This is a genomic window from Bacillus sp. FJAT-27916, assembly GCF_001183965.1.
GTDB lineage: Bacteria > Bacillota > Bacilli > Bacillales > Pradoshiaceae > Pradoshia.
The window spans coordinates 1,670,531-1,686,634 of record NZ_LFZV01000001.1; the positions used below are offsets into that span (position 1 = coordinate 1,670,531).

Genomic DNA, 16,104 nt, shown 5'->3' on the forward strand with positions numbered 1-16,104 from the left:
GCAATAGGCGGGGGGGAGTTGTATCATTAAAGGCGCAAACGGATAGTAAATGAATAGGGTGAAATTATGAAAATGACATTAATCGCGACGGCCGCTATGGGGCTTGAAGCGTTAGTTGCGCAGGAAGTGCGCGACTTAGGATATGAATGCACAGTAGAAAATGGACGGGTCCTCTTTGAAGGGGATGAAACCGCCATTGCGAGAGCGAATATGTGGCTCCGGACAGCTGACAGGGTGAAGATCCTTGTTGGCGAGTTCAAGGCGTACACATTCGATGAGCTATTTGAGAAAACAAAGAAGCTCCCATGGGAGAATTATTTAGATGAAACAGCTGAATTCCCTGTCCTTGGGAAATCGGTTAAGTCCAAATTATTCAGCGTATCAGATTGCCAGGCTATCGTAAAGAAAGCGATTGTTGAACGCATGAAAAAAGCGTATAAAAAGGACGGCTGGCTTGATGAAAATGGGCCATTGTACCGAATTGAGGTTGGACTATTGAAAGACCGTGCTACGCTTACGATTGATACGACTGGACCGCAGGCACTTCATAAGAGGGGCTACCGGACCGGACAAGGGGAGGCGCCTCTGAAAGAGACCTTGGCTGCAGCACTAGTAAAGCTCACGAACTGGACACCAGATCGCCCGCTTGTTGATCCATTCTGCGGCTCAGGTACCATCGCAATTGAAGCGGCCATGATTGGCCAGAATATCGCACCTGGATTTAACCGTGAATTCGTGTCTGAAACATGGCCGATGATCGATTCAAGCATATGGGATAAGGTCCGTGATGAAGCGGATGAACTAGCGAACTATGACCAGCCGCTTGATATCTCCGGCTATGACATTGACCACCGTATGGTTCAAATTGCGAAGGACAACGCCCTCGAGGCCGGCTTTGCTGACCTTATTGAGTTCAAGCAAATGCAGGTAAAGGACTTCACGACAACAAAGGAATATGGCGTCATTATCGGTAACCCGCCGTACGGTGAGCGATTAAGCGACCGTCCGTCTGTTGAACGCATGTATAAGGAAATGGGCGAGGTCCTCAGACCGTATGACACATGGTCTGTTTATATGATGACCTCTGATGAGAACTTCGAGCAATTCTACGGCAAGCCGGCAACGAAGAAACGCAAGCTGTTTAACGGCTTCATCCGTACGGATTATTATCAATACTGGGGCAAAAGACCGCCTCGCAAGACAGTAACTGAAACTGAATAATGTTAATGAAACGCTGAGCCTTTGCTCAGCGTTTTTTTGTTTGTAGAAAGGGGATATCGCTCTTTAAATGATTTTTCACCCATACACATACACAAGGAACAATCGCCCAAAGGCTTGTTATTTCGCTTAAACTCGAGGGATATCGCCCATACGCAGATTTGTCCGCCCATAAACGATGTGTTTTCGCCCTTAACGGCAGCAGTATCGCCCTTATCCAATAGATTTTCGCCCATAAATAGCAGGAAATCGCCCATAAAACAAGAAATATAATAAAACAATCAATCTAAATTAGCTAGACTCCCATTACATAGACAAAAGGAGGGTTCATTCCATTGGAAAAGAGATTTGCTTTTCCACTCATCCTGCTCTTTATGCTGGCAGGATGTATACAAAAAAATAGCTCTCCATCACTTTCAGTTGAAAAATTAAGGGTGTTTATTCAGGAAACGAATAGTGCGTCTGATAACTACTTGATTGAGATTTTGACCAACGGCATACAAAATGGACATGTAGCTTCATTGCCGAAGGCTATGTCCATCATCGTAAAAAAGGGCCAATTTGAATTGGATGTGACAATTGGAGCTGCTTATACACTGAAGATTTACCGCACAGATTATGATTCCATAGAAGGAATGTATAAGGGACTAAAAGTAGAGCCGGCAGGTGCAGGGGAGCCAGAAGACCCTTTAATCACCTATTCATTTACCGCAGAGGAGGAGATGAAATCATTGAAACTAAATATTCCCCCAAAGGATTAGAGGGAAATTCGTCTGCAATAGCGAATGATGTAGGGAGTGCTGTCGCCATGTTGTGATAGAATTATCTGTATAGTTTTGTGAGGAGGAGAGAGCATTGAGTACACAAATAGAAAAAGAGTTTCTGGAATACATACAAACAATGGATGCCTATCGTGAGGCTTCTGCATTAATTGGCTGGGACCTGCGGACTGGTGCACCGAAAAAAACAATTGATAAAAGGAGCCAGGTAATTTCCATCCTATCGAAGGTTCATTTTGAAATGGCGACTGGAGAAAAGATGGAGAAATACTTAAAGGAGCTTGCCGATTATGACGGTGAGGAGGAAATGATTAAGGATATTGTGAAGGAATGCCGTCTTGAGTTTGGTCGCATGAGCAAAATCCCAGCTGATGAGTACAAGGAATACGTTCAGCTGCAGTCAAAGGCGGAAAGTATCTGGGAGGAAGCAAAGGACAAGGCAGATTATCAACTCTTCCGTCCATATTTAGAGCAATTGATCGAAACAAACAAGACTTTCATTCGCTATTGGGGCAAAGAGGAGCGGCCATACGATGCCCTGCTTGATATGTATGAGCCGGGCATGACGGTCGAGGTGCTGGATGAGGTATTTGGTGCCCTAAAGGCTGAAATTGTCCCGTTAGTGAAGAGAATAGCTGAATCGAAGAAAAAGCTCAACACAGACTTTATTTATAAGCATTTCGATAAGGACAATCAACGTGAATTCTGTATGAAAGCCATTAAAGAATTAGGCTATGACCTTGAGGCTGGCAGGCTGGACACAACTGTGCATCCATTTGCGACTGCTCTGAATGCGAATGATGTCCGGATTACAACGAAGTATGATGAATCCGATTTCCGGGTAGCGGTGTTCGGAACGATTCATGAATGCGGGCATGCTGTGTATGAACAGAATATTGATAAAGCGTTAGAGGGTACACCTCTATGCACAGGGACATCAATGGGTATCCATGAATCCCAGTCCCTCTTCTTCGAAAACTTTATCGGCCGCAACAAACATTTCTGGTTAAGTCATTACAATCAATTGACACAAGCCTCACCAGAGCAATTTGACAAGATTGATTTAGACACATTCTATGAAGCGATTAATGAATCAAAACCGTCGTTAATTCGTGTGGAAGCCGACGAACTTACCTATGCCTTGCATATTATGATTCGCTATGAGCTTGAGAAAATGATCTTTAATGGCGAAGTATCTGTCGAAGAGCTTCCTAAGCTTTGGAATGATAAATACGAGGAATACTTAGGTATCAGACCTGAGCATGACGGGGAAGGGATTCTCCAGGATGTGCATTGGGCAGGGGGGATGTTCGGTTACTTCCCATCCTATGCGCTTGGATATATGTATGCTGCACAGCTGAAGGCGGCTATGCTGAAGGAAATTCCGGAGTTTGACGAACTTCTTGAACAAGGAAATCTCGAACCAATCAAGGGCTGGCTGACAAAACATGTGCACCAATTCGGGAAAAGAAAAACGCCAAAGGAAATCATTCAGCTGGCGACAGGCGAAGATTTAAACCCTCAATATTTGGTGGAGTATCTTAAGCAAAAATACGAAACGATTTATGAACTGTAAACAAACGTTCAATGGGAGGACTGTTGAGTTTGTTTGAAGTAAGATATTTTCTGGTTTTCGTCATGCTGTTCATGATCATAACAGGCTATTATTAACTTAACGCAGCTTATGCTGGATATATGCCGGAGCGTGCACAGATTCGTTCAATCATCCTGATCGCGGCAGCAATAATAGTTGTTTTGCTTACTATATTAGTCATTACCGTATTTATGTGAAAAGGATTTGCATGATTTTTCCTGCGAATTATCTGGCGAAAAATACTTCCCATTCCGGTAAAAGATTGCTATAATTCAATTCATATTCAAAAAACGACATTGCACTCATATAATCGCAGGGATATGGCCTGCAAGTATCTACCGGATTACCAGTGCGCATAGGGCGCCAAAATAATCTGACTATGAGTGGGAACAGCTGGCATTGATTTGATTTGCCTATAGATTGACAGTCCCATATGTTTATAGGACCTGTGAATTGTTGTGTTACCCACTTTTAGGTACGCAGCAGTTCATGGGTCCTTTTTGTATATGATGATATGCGATTGCCTAAAGGGAAATTGGAGGAAGACGACTTTGGAAAAACTAAAAGAAAAAATCATGACAGAAGGCCAAGTGCTATCAGATGACGTCCTTAAGGTGGATACGTTTTTAAACCATCAATTGGATCCGCAATTAATGAGCGAGATTGGGAAAGAGTTCGCTAAACGATTTAAGGGAATGGGAATTACAAAAATCGTGACGATTGAATCCTCCGGTATTGCTCCTTCCGTAATGGCAGGACTTGAATTACAGATTCCAGTTCTGTTCGCGCGTAAGAAGAAGTCACTAACCTTGCAGGATGATTTGTATACAGCATCCGTCTATTCCTTCACTAAGCAAGAAGAGAATCAAATTTGCATCGGGCGTAAATTCCTGAATAAAGAAGATACCGTACTTATTATTGATGACTTTTTGGCAAAAGGTCAGGCGGCTCTCGGTCTTGTTGACCTTGTTAAGCAGGCTGGTGCGAAGATTGCCGGGATTGGCATCGTCATTGAGAAGGAATTCCAGGACGGAGGAGCAAATCTTCGTAAGAAAGGCTATCGCGTTGAATCGCTCGCTAGAATTGAATCGCTTGAAGGTGGAATGGTAACCTTCAAGAAAGAGGAGGAACTCATCCATGAAGGCTAATAAATGGCAAACAGCGTCACTTGGCTTGCAGCACGTGCTCGCGATGTACGCAGGTGCGGTTATTGTTCCTTTGATTGTCGGCGGCGGCATCGGACTGACACCTGAACAGCTCACTCACCTTGTGTCTATTGATATCTTAATGTGCGGAATTGCCACATTGCTGCAAGTATGGAAGAATCGATTCTTTGGAATTGGCCTCCCGGTTGTTCTAGGTTGTACATTTACAGCAGTAGGGCCTATGATTGCGATTGGCGGGGATTATGGTATTCCAGCCATTTATGGAGCAATTTTGGCATCTGGATTATTTGTTATCTTAATTAGTAAGTATTTCAGTAAACTATTAGCTTTCTTCCCGCCGGTGGTAACCGGATCTGTTGTCACAATCATTGGTATGACCTTGATTCCTACTGCCATGAATAATATGGCTGGGGGACAAGGGGCAAGTGATTTTGGTTCAATTTCTAACATATTGCTCGCTTTTGGTACATTGCTGTTCATTGTTATTTTATATAAATTTTCTACTGGTTTTATAAGAGCAATCTCTATTTTGCTTGGTTTGATTGCAGGCTCCGTTGCCGCGGCATTCATGGGCAAGGTGGATATTCAAGCAATTCTCGATGCGGACGTATTATTAACGCCACAGCCATTCTATTTCGGGATGCCGTCCTTTGAATTAATCCCTGTCTTAACGATGATTCTGGTCGCAATGGTCAGTCTTGTTGAATCAACAGGGGTATATCTGGCTCTATCAGATATTTGTGAAGAGAAATTAGAGGAGAAGGATTTCGCAAAAGGCTATAGAGCAGAAGGGCTGGCAATTGTTCTAGGAGGTATCTTCAACTCGCTGCCTTATACGACCTACTCCCAAAACGTTGGTTTAATTCAAATGTCCGGCGTTCGCTCTAAAAATGTCATTTACACAGCCGGTGCGTTCTTGGTGATCCTTGGCTTCAGCCCGAAAATTGCTGCATTGACAACGGTCATTCCAAGTGCGGTTCTTGGCGGTGCGATGGTGGCGATGTTCGGTATGGTATTATCAGCAGGCATCAAAATGCTAAGCAAGGTTGATCTTCATTCCCAGGAGAATCTCTTGATTATCGCTTGTGCATGCGGCCTTGGCCTTGGTGTTTCAGTCGTACCTGAAATGTTCCAAAACCTGCCTTCAGGCTTACGCATTCTTACAGAGAACGGGATTGTCGCAGGCGGCCTGACAGCAATCGCTCTTAACCTCATCTTTAATGTATTTGGCAAGAAAGCGAAGGAAGGCCAAATGATTCAACGGAAAGAAGAAATGGCTTCGTAAAACGTAAAAAAGATGGTTCCTCATAGGAACCATCTTTTTGTGCTTATATCGACTTCTTCATCCCGCACTTGCGGCATTCCCGAAGAAATACCATATCCTTCACGGAGCTTTTAAAATGCGTATTTCCGCAATTATCGCATCGACCGGCTATTTTATCCGGAAGCTCCTTATATGTATAGATTTTATCGAGATCATATTGCTGCTGTTGTTCTTGTTCTTCCACTGTCAATCACCCTCATGCTTGTTTGGTCTCCGTTTATTATATCAAAAAGATGAATCGCTTATGAAAAATGTGATTAGTATTTCGTATAAAAGGTGTAGCCTAATCGTTTTATCGTGCTTTTGGAGTCCCGATATCTCGGTTGACGTATGCCTCGGATATGAAATTTTCCTTTTATAAACTAGTCATCGCACCTATGATGAACAGCAATTTATTTATGAATGCTCCTGCCATCCCTCATAAGAAGTAATTATCTTTTATGATGGTGAAAAAGCCGTCCCAAACTAATGAATAGCAGTTTTCGAATATTAAGAGTCTTGCTGCTACTTCCTCATTCTTATTAACTGATCATATAATACAACGGCCTTTTCGTTATTTTGAAGACGAATAACTCTGTTATCAAACCGCTTATTAGCTCCTGAAAAATGGCTGATTGATTGCTCCATTCCGGGTATTATCTCTTGTTTGGTAAGAATGATTGGTTTGTCATTTACTTCCTAAAAGAAAGCAAGATAATCTTCATTAGATATTCAATCCAATGAAGTAAGTGCCTGGCGACAATGCTTTGTTCTAATCAGCGATGTGTTCATCGCGAATTTTTGTGAATTCATGTAATTGCTTTGTTGGTTCAACCACTCATCATCCCTTATTCACATATTTTTGAAGGTTCAATTTTTCCTCCGTAAGCTTGCCCAAAAGTGTAATTTTTTTGAAAAAAAGTGTATTGCTTAGTTGTGCATAATCCCCGCCACAGAAGGGTTTGACGTGTTGAGAACAGGCCTGTACATGACAAATGTCATATAGGCGCTATGACAGCTATGTCTGCCAAATCTCTGTTCCTTTTTCTATAATGTATGAAAAGAACAATCAATAAAGAATAAGGGATGGGACGATATGAAAATGAAAGAAGAGCAGCTTCGGCTGCGAAAATCGATGAATCCGTATGAAAAGTCGGAAACGAAGAAGAGCGTTAAACAAATAGTGAATACGTTCGTACCTTTTATCCTCTTATGGTATATAGCTTACCTAGGTTTATCTGTTTCGGTATGGCTAATGATTCCGCCTGCCGTGGTGGCTGCAGGTTTTTTGGTGAGAATCTTTATTATCTTCCATGATTGTTGCCATAATTCCTTTTTTAAAAGCAGAAAAGCTAATGTGATTCTTGGGAATATCAGCGGAATTATGACCTTATTCCCATTTAAACAATGGCAGCACAGCCATAATGTCCATCATGCCGGCAGCGGTAACCTGGATAAGCGCGGAGTCGGGGATATGTGGATGCTGACGGTGGAGGAGTATTATCAAGCGTCCAAGTGGACTCGCATCCAATATCGCTTGTACCGTAATCCGCTAGTCATGTTCGGGATTGGACCCATTTATGCGTTTTTAATCAGCAATCGCTTTAATCGCAAAAATGCCGGAAAGAAGGAAAGAAGGAATACGTATTTCACGAATGCGGCTATTGCAGCTATTTGGGCGTTAATGTGTTATTTAGTAGGCTGGCAAGCCTTCTTGATGATCCAAGGAATCATTTTTTATCTCTCGGGTGTTGCAGGCATTTGGCTATTCTATGTCCAGCATACCTTTGAGGATTCCTATTTTGAAGAGAATGAGGATTGGGAATACGTGAAAGCGGCCGTTGAAGGAAGCTCCTATTACCAGCTTCCAAAGCTTCTTCAATGGATGACAGGGAATATTGGCTACCACCATGTGCATCATTTAAGCCCAAGGGTCCCAAATTACAAGCTCGCCGATGCTCATATGGATACGAAGCCATTGCAGCATGTACCGACCATTACGTTAATGACAAGCTTGAAATCGCTCCGATTCCGCTTATGGGATGAACAGAAGAAAAAGTTCGTCACCTTCCGTGAAGGAAAGGCTAAAATTTCTTTAAAAAGTGAAGTCATATAACTGCCATTTCCGCATGGAAATGGTACGATAAGGAAAAGGGAGACGTACTTTAAAAGAGGTTTTCACATGATCAAAAATTATATTGCCTTCTTGAAAACAAGCGGGCTTTCCCCATATGTATGGGCCATTCTTTGCATACTGCCGTTCTATTTCATTTTGCAATCGGATGCATCGAATCAATATAAAATGACGGGTATTGTCGTAACGCTGCTTTTTCTTTCCTTGTTCAGGGTTGCCTATAAAACAACTGGATGGATGAAGTATGTATGGGCGATCGTGCTGATGAGCGGTTTTACAGTTATGACCATTTTGTTTGGCTATATTTATTTTGCCTTCTTTCTTGCTTATCTGGCAGGGAATATTAAGAAGAAGGCTGATTTTATCGCCATTTATGTCCTTCTGCTGATCAGTACAGGCGTCTCGATTTATTTGGGCATCCTGCTGCATCAGGCTTTCTTCCTGAAGCAAATGCCGTTTATCATCATCACGTGGCTCAGTATTACTCTGCTCCCATTTACGATTCGAAATCGCAAAGTACTTGGGCGTTTGGAAGAAAAATTGGATGATGCCAATAAGAAAATCTCAGAATTATTGGTGGTAGAGGAGAGAGAACGGATTGCCCGCGATCTCCATGATACATTAGGGCAAAAGCTTAGTCTCATAGGGTTAAAGAGTGATCTGGCCAGAAGACTAGTTTACAAGAATCCGGAACAGGCTGCCGCAGAGCTTGTCGATGTTCAGCAGACGGCTAGGACGGCGCTGAACGAGGTACGAAAGATGGTTTCATCGATGAGGAGTATCCGTTTAAAGGATGAAATCGTGTTAGCGGAAACGATGCTGAATGCAGCTAATATCCACTTTAGCATTGATGAAAGGCAAAAATTAAAGGATATTCCGAGTTTGACGGAAAATATCCTCAGCATGTGCTTAAAGGAGTCTGTGACGAATATTGTTAAGCACAGCGGTGCAACGGAATGTAAGGTGATTTTTGAGCAAGATTGGAAGGAAACCGTTATGACAGTAAGGGATAATGGTGTCTTCAAAGGATATGAGTCCAGCCTTGACAGAGGTCATGGCCTCATGGGGATGAAAGAACGGCTGGAGTTTGTAAATGGCAGCTTTGAAATTGCTCTGAATGAAGGTACCTGCCTGATTATTAAAGTGCCGAATGAAACAAAGCAGGTTGTGAAGGAGGGGCGGGCATGATCAAGATTGTGATTGCGGAGGATCAGCAAATGATTCTTGGAGCATTTGGTTCCTTGCTGGCGCTTGAGGACGATATGGATGTGGTCGGGAAAGCATCAAATGGCGAGGAGGCACTTGCACTTGTCGCGAAGCATCAGCCAGATATTTGTTTAATGGATATTGAAATGCCGGGAATGACCGGACTTGAGGCGGCTGAAAAGCTAAAAGGGCATGGCTGCAAGGTCATTATTTTGACGACATTTGCGAGAACTGGCTATTTTCAGCGGGCACTTCAGGCTGGGGTGAGCGGCTATCTCCTTAAAGACAGCCCAAGCGAAGAACTGGCAGGCTCAATCCGTCTTGTTCATGGAGGACGAAGAATCTACGCACCTGAGCTGATAGATAGTGCCTATGCAGAAGCAAACCCGCTCACAGACCGCGAGCGGGAGGTGCTTGTTCTTGTTGCGGATGGAATGAATACGAAAGAAATTGCCGCAGAGCTGGACATTAAGACAGGCACGGTCCGCAATTATATATCAGCCATTTTCGATAAACTGGATGTGAAGAACCGGATAGAAGCCATTACACAGTCTAAGGAAAAGGGCTGGTTTAAATAGTCTTTAAGCAGCGGGCTATTTTTTTATGTAGTTATTTTTCCTTCTTTAATAACGCAATGATTTCTTTGTTTTGCTGTTTGATGCTCTTAAGGATTCGTTCCAGGTTATTTCCTGTAATGAATACGATAAGAATGAGGGCTATTCCAATTAACAAATCCACAATTATGAACTCCTTTTTATGATATGACTTTCTACTATTATATTCATTTTTCTATTAAATGGGAACTCTGCCAAAAGCAGAGTTTTTTTCGTCTTACTTAAAAGTTCAAATGGGATTATTTGGTATAATGGTAGAAAAGGTTAAAAGGAAGGGTGCGTATTACGGAAGAATGTCTGAAGATGAGTTTTCCTGATTTTTATGTTCTCGACATGAAGGATATAACGAAGGAGAGCCAAGGTAAGTCCGTATTTTTACATGAGGGGTTATGATCGGCATCGTATCATTATAGCAGGATGTTCAAGAAATAAGGAGGTTACTCATATGAATAAGGTGACATGTATTTGTTTAGGTGTCAGAAGTATGGAGCGATCAGTCAGGTTTTATAGGGACAAGTTAGGTTTTCAGACAAATGAGAAAAGGAATCAACCGGAAGTCATATTCTTCAACACTCCGGGGACGAAATTTGAATTATTCCCGCTCGAAGAATTGGCAAAGGATATTCGGGAATCAGACCCTCCTTCAATTGGAACGGGTTTTAACGGTATTACTTTGGCCTATAATGTGGAGCAGAAAGAGGATGTTCAGAACATCATTGAACTGGCACGTAGCGCTGGTGCGACTATCGTGAAGGAACCGCAGGATGCCTCTTGGGGCGGCTACCATGCCTATTTTACCGATTTGGACGGATATTACTGGGAGGTTGTTTGGGGACCGAACTTCCAGTTTGATCAGAATGGAATGCTCGTTTTTTAGCCTTGAAAGATGTTCTGTGGCTGATTCATCTAGACCTTAAATCTGGGTCCGATTGATCAGCAAGTGCATAAGATAGATGAAAAAGGCGGAACATTCCATGAAGAAATATTATTGTCCACATTGCAGGACATTGCATGATAGGCCTATCCAATGTGATATCTGCGGCTGTGAGGAATTGAAGGAGATTTCCATTACGATTCAGCATAATGAGAAGGAAAAAGATTGAATGATTGTGAGGAAGTTGTTTTGGAAGTTTCAATTTCCATTGAAAATGATTATCACCCATGCTAAGATATAAGTATAGTGAGAGACATTCTCAACTGTACTACATAACAGGGAAGGTGCATATCATGGTTTGGGTATTTGTCGGCACAACTGTTACAACTTTTAGCACGGTGATGGTTTATGTTTTGAATAATGTGGCCAGCCCAAAGTGAGTGTTTGTCTCAGGGATCCCAATTACAAACGCTCTCTTTGGTTAGCTGGATTAGACTTGGTATAAATGAATAAGTGAACGGTATAGGAATGCGTAAGGAGAGTCATCTTTCGGATTCCTTTTTTGTTTTTTTGGTGATTTCAGAATTGGGGATAAACAATGGTCAATTTGCCGGTCTATCATGTAAAATAAGAAAATGAAGTCACGACAATTTAAGGGGATTGCTATGATCACACACAAGAGTCAGAATGATTACATGTATCTTTACGGCATATATCGATTTTTTGACCGAAGCGGGGATAGGGAGCGGTCAGAAAAGACGAAGGAAATCATGGAAAAAATGTATGATAATAAGTACAGTTTAGCTTTTTGCGGACATTTTTCGGCTGGGAAATCTACGGTTATCAATTATTTGCTTGGCCAGACTGTGCTGCCATCGAGTCCTATCCCAACGAGTGCGAATATCGTTCGTATTGAAAGCGGTAACGGGGAAGCTCGAATTACATTGGCTGACGGACGGATTGCTGTATTTCCTCCGCCAATCAATTTTTCAGTGATGAAAGATTATGCGAAGAATGGTGCGGAAATACAAAGTATTAATTTACGAATTGAAGGTTTTCCCTTTGGGGACCAGGTTGCCCTTCTCGATACACCGGGAATTGATTCGACTGATGATGCACATGAACGTTCGACTGCTTCAAGCTTTCATATGGCTGATTCTGTTTTTTATGTGACGGATTATAACCATATTCAGTCAGAGGTCAATTTTCAGTTTACGAAAGATTTAACGAAGATGGGGAAAAAGCTGTATATCATCATCAATCAGATCGATAAGCATGACGATCGAGAGCTTCCCTTCTCCACCATCAAGGAGAGTGTGAGGCGGGCATTCCATGAGTGGGATGTAAAGCCTGAGGAGATTTATTATACAACCATGAGAGATGAAGACCATCCGTATAATCAGGCTCGGAAGGTGAAGGAGAAGATTGAAGAGCTTTCAAGGATCCCGTTACAAATGGATATTCCTTCCCTTGTAAGAAGACTTATTGATGAGCATCTTGCATGGAGGAATGCACAGGATGAGGATTTGTATATGGCCCTATCTGAAAAGCTTCGTTCCTATGATCCTGTCTTATTGGAAGCGGTTGAGCAGTCAGAGCGGCTGGATAAGAAAATCCAGACATATGGTGAGGAAGCGAAACGCCGCTTTGAGGAGAAGGCCAATGCCATTCTGAAGAATGCAAACCTGACACCTTATGAAACGAGGGAGATTGTAAGGCAATACCTTGAAGCTAATGTTACCTCCTTTAAGATCGGCTTCTTTGGGAAACAGAAAACCTTGCAGGAGCGTGAGCGAAGAAGGCAGCTGCTAGAGGAGGATGTGAAGAAGCAGACAGATTCTACCGTCATCTGGCACCTGCAGGAACTGTTTCGTAATCTGCTTTCAGAGTATCCTGGTGATAAGCAAAAGGGATTGGATCTTATACAAGCGTTTACGTATGAAATTCCGTACGGTGATTTGTTAAAGATAGAGCCGCTTGCCGCTATGACAGGTGACCTTGTTCTGAACTTCTCTGACCGTCTTGCCTCAGATATTAAGAAATCATCGTTACATCAGGCAAAGATTTTGGCAGACAGATTGTTTAATGATTGGGAAAAGGAACGTAAAGGCTTATTTAAAACGGTGAAAGTAAGAATGGAAGAAACCCCGGATCTCTTGGAAGTATGGGATAAGTGGCAGAATGCCAAACAGGAGCAATTGGCTTATGAGGCAGAGGTTATGAAAGAATTAGGGAAGCGGCCAAGGTTCCCGCTAGCTGAGATTGAGGATTTCCTGAAACCGGAAGAACAGGTGGAGGTTATCATTCCGAAAGCAACGGATGAGATGAATCTGTCAGAGCAAGAATTGGATGAACCGGCGGTTGACGGAGATGAAAAGAATCAAGTAAATCTTCCGCCCGCTAATGATATTATGGACCGGCTTTTGCAAGCTGCTGCGATATTAAAGGATGTTCCAGGGTTTAAGAAGCAAGCGGCAGAATTGAGCGCTCGTTCACTCAGCTTCCAAAACCAAACGTATACATTAGCTTTATTTGGTGCCTTCAGTGCAGGCAAATCGTCCTTTGCCAATGCTCTTTTAGGGTCTAATTTACTGCCAGTCTCTCCAAATCCAACAACAGCCGTTATCAATCGAATTCTCCCGCCCACTGGTGAGCATCGGAATGGAACGGCGGTCATTTTCGCTAAGACAGAAAAGATGCTAATTGATGATTTGAACGGTATATGGTTGGATGAAGGGCTTAATGTCCAAGATTTGGAGCTGGCGAAGCGCCAGGCAAAGACTCTTTTAGCTAAGAAAAGAGAGGCACTTGGACTTCGTGCTTCCTTCCTGGAAGCATTCATGACCGGTATTGACCAGTTCAAAGCCAATCTTGGGGAAGTATTCACGGTTAGCATCGATGATTTTGCCGCCTATGCGACGGATGAAGCAAAATCCTGCTTCATTGAGAAGATTGATCTGTATTATGATTGTGAACTGACGAGAAAAGGAGTCATTCTTGTCGATACTCCTGGAGCAGATTCGATTAATGCTAGACATACAGGTACATCATTCAATTATATTAAGCACTCGGATGCGATTTGCTTTATAACGTATTATAACCATCCTTTCTCGAGGGCAGACAGGAACTTCCTTGACCAATTGGGCCGGGTAAAGGATTCCTTCAGCTTGGATAAAATGTTCTTCCTTTTGAATGCGGCAGACCTTGCAGCGGATGAACAGGAACGAGAGCTAGTGGTGGAATACTTGGATTCTCAGTTAAGGGAATCTGGCATCAGGAATCCACGTATATTCCCTATCTCGAGCCGATCGGCACTACAGATGCGAACAGGCTCGCAGGATGAGAATGCCGAGCGCTATGTCTATTTGTTCGAAAAATTTGAGGAGGCCTTCCATGGGTTTCTTGATCATGACTTAAAATCCTTGCTGCTCACCGCAAGTTGGTCGGAGCTGCAGAAAGCCTATCATTTATTATGTCAGTCGGTTGAGTTGGCAAATGAGAGTGAAGAGAAGAAGCGGGAGAGAAAAGAATCGCTTGAACGAAACTGGCAAGAGATTCAAAAGCTCCTGCAAGAAAAAACATTTACTCATGAAGGTGAATTGGCAAGGCAGGAGGCAGAAGAGCTCCTGTTCTACAGCAAGCAGCGTTTAGGCTTGAATTTCCCGAGTGTTTTCAAGGAATACTTCCACCCTGGAAGAATAACCAATGATAGACAATCATTAGTCAGAAGCATGAATCTCCTGCTTGATGATATGAAATTGGTGATCATGAATGAATGGCAGGCTGCCTCGCTTCGGTTAGAGAAGGCGATTGAGAAGACAATGAGGGAAGCCTATCTGCGACTGGCAGAATCAGCTCAAGCAGTTCAGAAGGATTGGGCATTTGGCGAGCCTTCTCTCGCAGTCCAAGAGGAATTCCTCCAACAATCTCCATTACAGAATGTGAGTGCAAGTGATTTCAAGGAGGAATTAAGACTATTCAAGGGGACAAATGCCTTCTTCGAAAAGGATGGACGCAAAGCGATGGAGCGGTCTGTTTATGACAAGCTTGAGACGCTGATTGATGAATACTATACCGAACAAAAGAAAAGTCTGTTATCGTATGCAGAGTATATAACTGAGGCATTAGGCGAACAATTGACCAGCTCCATGCTGGCTGATGGGGCAGAGATTGTTTCTGGCCTAAAGCAAATGCTAGAGGAGCAGTCGAATCCGGCTGCTTACGAGCAGGCAGCTGAACGCCTTGGCAGCATAATGAAGAGAGAAGGGAATGATCGAAAGGTTGACACTTATACAAGAAACTGAATGGCTGTTCCAGCGATTGACCGACAGCCGCGTGAGGATCGTCGATTGCCAATATGACCTATCTAATGAGGGGAAGGGACGGGAAAGCTATAATGAAGAGCACATTCCCTCAGCTGCCTATGCAGATACTGGAGGAGACCTTTCCTCAAAAGTATTGGAGCATGGGGGCAGGCATCCGCTGCCTTCAAAAGAAACGTTCGTCCGTTTTATGCAGCAATTAGGCGTTGACCAAGATTCCATCGTCATTGCCTATGATGGAGGGGAAGGAGCCTTTGCTGCCCGATTTCTTTGGCTTAGCGAGCTTTATGGCTATAGCGGCGTATACGTCTTAAATGGAGGTTTGAAGGCTTGGAAAGAGCAGGGTTATCCAGTAACAGCTGAAATTCCTAATTTGCCATCTTCTGATTACTGGCCAGAAGAAGAAAATAAGGTCTTGGCTGCATACGAAGAGGTGAAAGCACTCTCAGCCGGCAAAGCAGCTGGTGTTTTGATTGACTCCAGGGAAGAGGGCCGTTACATGGGTCTCTATGAGCCAATTGATGCGAAGTGCGGCCATATCCCGAAAGCCATCAATTATGAATGGATGGGAAATCTAGATGATGGCCTCTATTTGAAGGACAGCCAGCTTGCCGGCCGCTTTGCCGATATTGATAGAGAGACATCCATTATGGTTTATTGCGGGTCTGGCATTACCGCATGTGTTAACTACATTGCTCTCAAGCAGGCTGGTTATCAGGATGTAAAAGTCTATGGCGGCAGTTTTAGCGATTGGATCTCTTATGATGAAAACCCTGTTGAAACAAACTGAGGTGGAAGACCTTTGCTTCTGGCAATTTTTATTTGGGGCAGCCTGAGGCTTCCTATGCTAAAATGGAGCAATCATGATATTATTTCAAGACCGAATAGAGAACA

The 16,104-nt window shown here is 43.1% G+C and carries 14 protein-coding genes and 1 riboswitch; of the genes, 12 read left to right on the forward strand and 2 right to left on the reverse strand.

All coding sequences use genetic code 11. The features are described from left to right. Positions 1-66: 66 nt before the first annotated feature. From AC622_RS08075 to AC622_RS08100, 5 genes are all read left to right on the forward strand, one after another. Complete coding sequence (locus tag AC622_RS08075) at positions 67-1,221, forward strand: THUMP domain-containing class I SAM-dependent RNA methyltransferase (RefSeq protein WP_439802307.1); 1,155 nt, start codon at positions 67-69, stop codon at positions 1,219-1,221. 332 nt (positions 1,222-1,553) lie between these two features. Then, complete coding sequence (locus tag AC622_RS08085) at positions 1,554-1,979, forward strand: hypothetical protein (RefSeq protein ID WP_049670609.1); 426 nt, start codon at positions 1,554-1,556, stop codon at positions 1,977-1,979. A gap of 94 nt (positions 1,980-2,073) precedes the next feature. Next, entirely contained in the window at positions 2,074-3,573 is a 1,500-nt protein-coding gene (locus tag AC622_RS08090; RefSeq protein ID WP_156185588.1) for a carboxypeptidase M32, read from the forward strand. A gap of 300 nt (positions 3,574-3,873) precedes the next feature. Further along, positions 3,874-3,991, forward strand: a riboswitch (purine riboswitch). A 151-nt stretch (positions 3,992-4,142) separates the two neighbouring features. Beyond that, positions 4,143-4,739, forward strand: coding sequence for a xanthine phosphoribosyltransferase (locus AC622_RS08095; protein ID WP_049670610.1), 597 nt, complete (start codon positions 4,143-4,145; stop codon positions 4,737-4,739). Beyond that, positions 4,729-6,042 carry a nucleobase:cation symporter-2 family protein gene (locus tag AC622_RS08100; RefSeq protein ID WP_049670611.1) on the forward strand — a complete coding sequence of 438 codons (1,314 nt, stop codon included), beginning with the start codon at positions 4,729-4,731 and terminating at the stop codon, positions 6,040-6,042. The genes AC622_RS08095 and AC622_RS08100 overlap by 11 nt, the downstream gene beginning before the upstream one ends. A 43-nt stretch (positions 6,043-6,085) precedes the next feature. On the opposite strand, the gene AC622_RS08105 is transcribed toward AC622_RS08100, so the two are convergent. Then, entirely contained in the window at positions 6,086-6,265 is a 180-nt protein-coding gene (locus AC622_RS08105) for a hypothetical protein (RefSeq protein WP_049670612.1), read from the reverse strand. 891 nt (positions 6,266-7,156) lie between these two features. On the opposite strand from AC622_RS08105, the gene AC622_RS08110 reads away from it, so the two are divergent. From AC622_RS08110 to AC622_RS08120, 3 genes are all read left to right on the forward strand, one after another. After that, the gene (locus tag AC622_RS08110) at positions 7,157-8,176 is read left to right on the forward strand and encodes a fatty acid desaturase (protein WP_049670613.1); all 1,020 of its coding nucleotides are present in this window, start codon (positions 7,157-7,159) and stop codon (positions 8,174-8,176) included. Between the two features lie 66 nt (positions 8,177-8,242). Further along, positions 8,243-9,382: a sensor histidine kinase gene (locus AC622_RS08115; protein WP_049670614.1), complete on the forward strand. Its 1,140-nt coding sequence runs from the start codon at positions 8,243-8,245 to the stop codon at positions 9,380-9,382. After that, positions 9,379-9,978 (forward strand): response regulator transcription factor, encoded by a 600-nt coding sequence (locus tag AC622_RS08120; protein ID WP_049670615.1) that lies wholly within the window; start codon positions 9,379-9,381, stop codon positions 9,976-9,978. Before AC622_RS08115 ends, AC622_RS08120 begins: the two co-directional genes overlap by 4 nt. A 31-nt stretch (positions 9,979-10,009) precedes the next feature. Here AC622_RS08120 and AC622_RS21510 read toward each other — a convergent pair whose 3' ends face one another. Next, positions 10,010-10,138, reverse strand: a complete 129-nt coding sequence (locus AC622_RS21510; protein ID WP_269431778.1) for a hypothetical protein — start codon at positions 10,136-10,138, stop codon at positions 10,010-10,012. A 321-nt stretch (positions 10,139-10,459) separates the two neighbouring features. On the opposite strand from AC622_RS21510, the gene AC622_RS08125 reads away from it, so the two are divergent. The 4 genes from AC622_RS08125 (at position 10,460) to AC622_RS08135 (ending at position 16,000) form a co-directional block, all read left to right on the forward strand. Continuing rightward, complete coding sequence (locus tag AC622_RS08125) at positions 10,460-10,891, forward strand: VOC family protein (RefSeq protein ID WP_049670616.1); 432 nt, start codon at positions 10,460-10,462, stop codon at positions 10,889-10,891. 97 nt (positions 10,892-10,988) lie between these two features. Then, positions 10,989-11,117, forward strand: a complete 129-nt coding sequence (locus AC622_RS21515; RefSeq protein ID WP_269431779.1) for a hypothetical protein — start codon at positions 10,989-10,991, stop codon at positions 11,115-11,117. A 436-nt stretch (positions 11,118-11,553) separates the two neighbouring features. Continuing rightward, positions 11,554-15,192: a dynamin family protein gene (locus AC622_RS08130; RefSeq protein WP_049670617.1), complete on the forward strand. Its 3,639-nt coding sequence runs from the start codon at positions 11,554-11,556 to the stop codon at positions 15,190-15,192. Continuing rightward, entirely contained in the window at positions 15,158-16,000 is an 843-nt protein-coding gene (locus AC622_RS08135; RefSeq protein WP_049670618.1) for a sulfurtransferase, read from the forward strand. The genes AC622_RS08130 and AC622_RS08135 overlap by 35 nt, the downstream gene beginning before the upstream one ends. The last annotated feature ends 104 nt before the right edge of the window (positions 16,001-16,104 follow it).

What these genes read in the sequence shown, in the direction of transcription:
- AC622_RS08100 (WP_049670611.1), top strand. Translation starts at nt 4,729, where the DNA reads ATGAAGGCTAATAAATGGCAAACAGCGTCACTTGGCTTGCAGCACGTG.
- AC622_RS08075 (WP_439802307.1), top strand. Translation starts at nt 67, where the DNA reads ATGAAAATGACATTAATCGCGACGGCCGCTATGGGGCTTGAAGCGTTA.
- AC622_RS08115 (WP_049670614.1), top strand. Translation starts at nt 8,243, where the DNA reads ATGATCAAAAATTATATTGCCTTCTTGAAAACAAGCGGGCTTTCCCCA.
- AC622_RS08120 (WP_049670615.1), top strand. Translation starts at nt 9,379, where the DNA reads ATGATCAAGATTGTGATTGCGGAGGATCAGCAAATGATTCTTGGAGCA.
- AC622_RS08110 (WP_049670613.1), top strand. Translation starts at nt 7,157, where the DNA reads ATGAAAATGAAAGAAGAGCAGCTTCGGCTGCGAAAATCGATGAATCCG.
- AC622_RS21515 (WP_269431779.1), top strand. Translation starts at nt 10,989, where the DNA reads ATGAAGAAATATTATTGTCCACATTGCAGGACATTGCATGATAGGCCT.
- AC622_RS08135 (WP_049670618.1), top strand. Translation starts at nt 15,158, where the DNA reads ATGATCGAAAGGTTGACACTTATACAAGAAACTGAATGGCTGTTCCAG.
- AC622_RS08130 (WP_049670617.1), top strand. Translation starts at nt 11,554, where the DNA reads ATGATCACACACAAGAGTCAGAATGATTACATGTATCTTTACGGCATA.
- AC622_RS08125 (WP_049670616.1), top strand. Translation starts at nt 10,460, where the DNA reads ATGAATAAGGTGACATGTATTTGTTTAGGTGTCAGAAGTATGGAGCGA.